The following is a 2,801-nucleotide window of genomic DNA, read 5'->3' on the forward strand; positions in this document are numbered from 1 at the left end:
CCCTCGCCTCGGCCAAAACCATCGCCCAGGAATTCGCCGGACTGGTCAAGCCATCCCAGCGCCGGATGCTGATGGGGATTGCGCAACTGATCATGCTCGGGGAACTGGCGGTAAATCGGGTGCTGGATAATCTGGAGTTGCCGCAGTAGCGGAGCCCGATGATCGTTCCCACGCTCCTGCGTGGGAATGCCTCAACGGACGCTCCGCGTTCGGCTCCCGATGGGACCCGGAGCGTCCCGTCTGCATGCCTTTGTGCATGGGAACACTCTTCATGACCGTTCATCGCAAACCCCCTCCTACCTGTCAGAGTTGACAGGTGACGGCCCGGCCGGTCTCGCATTAGATGCAGCAAGAGCGTTCCTACGTCATGCAAGGAGAATGCAATGAGCCGCGTCCGTAACTTCGTTGAACCGTTTGCACTGACCCGCCCGCAAGCCCCCGAAATGGTTGAGCTGGAACCTGCAATGGCAGACGTCCATGGCGGCGTCACCATTGTGAAAGCCAATGAAACCGAGGGCTTGTTGATCCTCATGCTGGCTTACTTAAATCAGACCAAGAACGATAAGCTCATCCCGCTGATCAACGACAACAAAGGGCCTAGCACCACCATCGCTGAGGGCAAGGAAAGCGACGATACGCCTCTGCGCCTGCCTGCCGGCTCACTGCAAAAAGGCCTTAACCGCATCAAAATTCACATTGAGCGCACGTCCGGGAATGATGAACTCACACCTGAGCTGGTGCTCTACCATCGAACCTCTCCGCCCGGTGATTTACCACCGGTATTGAATCTCACCGTCAGCCACAAGGTCATCAACCAGGCGGAAGCTGACAAGTTCAAGGTGACTGCCACCTACGCCAACGTGCAGTGGTATGACCTGATTTTTGTGTCTTGCAATGGCGTCCATCACATATATCAGCTCATACCCAGCAGTGTGTCTCCCCCGCCTCCCGTGCCAGAAAGTGTCGTGATCGACATCCCGAAAGACAAGCTGATCGAGGGTGGCAACGATAAAACCTTCGAAATCAAATATCGCGTTGTCGACTACCTGACCAACCCATCCGGCCCTCCAACCTGGTCCGATGCCGTGTTCGTGGAAGTGGATCTGGACAAGATCTCCCAAGAGCCGCCTACGCTCGTTAACGCCGTCTCCCCAATCGATGTGCTGGCAAGTGAAGGCGGAGTGAAGGTCCGGGCCGAGTTCAAAGCCGCTTTGGCAAACGACAAGGCGACGCTGAAGATTGTCGATGGCCTACCGGGTTCATCATTTCCGCAAGTGGCATTCAACACCAACCAACGCGCCAATTTCACATTCAGCGTGGCGTTCCTCCTCGCTCATCAAGGCAAAACAATCCAGGTGTCGTGGGTATTGATTCGTGATGGCGCGCCCATCGGCGAATCCCCTCCTCTGGAGGTGGTCATCGATAAAATCGCGGCGGACGACCCGCGCTTGCCGACTCCGAATATTGCGGGGGAAATGGGGCAGCAGCTCAATGTTCCGGAACTACCGAATGATGCGCGGGTGCTCTCGGAAAAAATTCCACTGATGCAACAGACCCATCCGGTTTGGGTTGATTTTGAAGGCGTTGACGCGGATGGGAACCCGGTAACCAACGAAATCTCGTCAGGCGGGCGCAGTGAACTGGCCGACAGGATTTCGTTGCTGGCGCAAGTCGAGTGGTTGAAAAAACTGAAAGATGGAAGCCCGTTGAGAGTGGTTTGTGCCGTCAATCTTGACGGGGTTATGGACAAGACAAAAGCGGTGCCACTTCGGGTGCGTACTTATACGGTGAGTGTGGCCAAGCCATTGAAGATAGATCCGTCGGAAATGCTGCTCGACGGCCTCAACTACTATATGTCCCCGCAATCCACTTATCAGCCAGACTGGACCCGAACCAGCTATAAGTCTCCACAGTCCCATGCAACTCGGCTTCCAGTTGATGGAACCCCGCCTTTTACCTTCACCTCTCACAACGTGCACATCGCAACCGTCAACTTCACGACGGGCGAGGTCTACTCTGTCTCAAACGGGTCAACTGTGATCGAAGTGCGAGATGCAGCGGGGAGAACTGCTCAATACCCGGTGAAATGTTCCAATGTGTACGAATTATTCGCTGATTCCCGAGCTTTGACTTGGAGCGCGGCGCACGCCGCCCTGCGAGATCTGAATTTGGAGCCTGTTCCGTTTACAAGGACTGATACGCAAATCTTCAATCCCCCTATCAGTTTTCAATTTCAATCGAGTTTTCTAGGTCAGGTGTCTCCTAACTTTTACGGCACGATTGCCGTCAACGACCAGGCCCAAATCAGCTTTCTACGTTCGAACGGTAACGCCGTTCCTCCCGCCCCCGTAGACCACCGACATAGCGGGCTGACAATCGGCCTAACTAGCGCCAGCGGTACTTATCCTTTCGTAGGCCGACGACCGAAGCTGCCTTTATTGCCTGACGAATAGCGCACCAAAGCGAACTAAATAAAAGGGACGGATTTAAATTCCAGTGATTTAAATAGCGTGTGTGATCAAGGTTTTTCTGCTGGCCCGGATGGCTCTTTCGCGAGCAAGCTCGCTCCCACAACTTGACCGCATTCCAAATGTGGGAGCGAGCCTGCTCGCGAAGAGGCCATCAGGTTCGGCGCAATTCTTTGATTTAAACGGAGCTGTTTAAAAGACACCTGCGGATACGGTCTCAAGGCCACAAATCCTTGCGCCATTGCCTACAGCCAAGCCAGAATCCGCCGGCTTGTGCGCCTTGGGGGCGGGTTCTATTGTGGTGCGGTCGCTGAATGTTCAGTGATCGGGTTT

The 2,801-nt window shown here is 54.8% G+C and carries 1 protein-coding gene; it reads left to right on the forward strand.

Features of this window, described 5'->3' with window-relative positions:
• Nucleotides 1-383 precede the first annotated feature (383 nt).
• On the forward strand, nucleotides 384-2,453 hold the full coding sequence (locus tag D8U61_RS27420; RefSeq protein ID WP_125927973.1) for a hypothetical protein: 2,070 nt from the start codon (nucleotides 384-386) through the stop codon (nucleotides 2,451-2,453).
• Nucleotides 2,454-2,801: the final 348 nt, after the last annotated feature.

This window comes from Pseudomonas sp. Sample_14 (assembly GCF_004307515.1).
Lineage (GTDB): Bacteria > Pseudomonadota > Gammaproteobacteria > Pseudomonadales > Pseudomonadaceae > Aquipseudomonas > Aquipseudomonas atacamensis.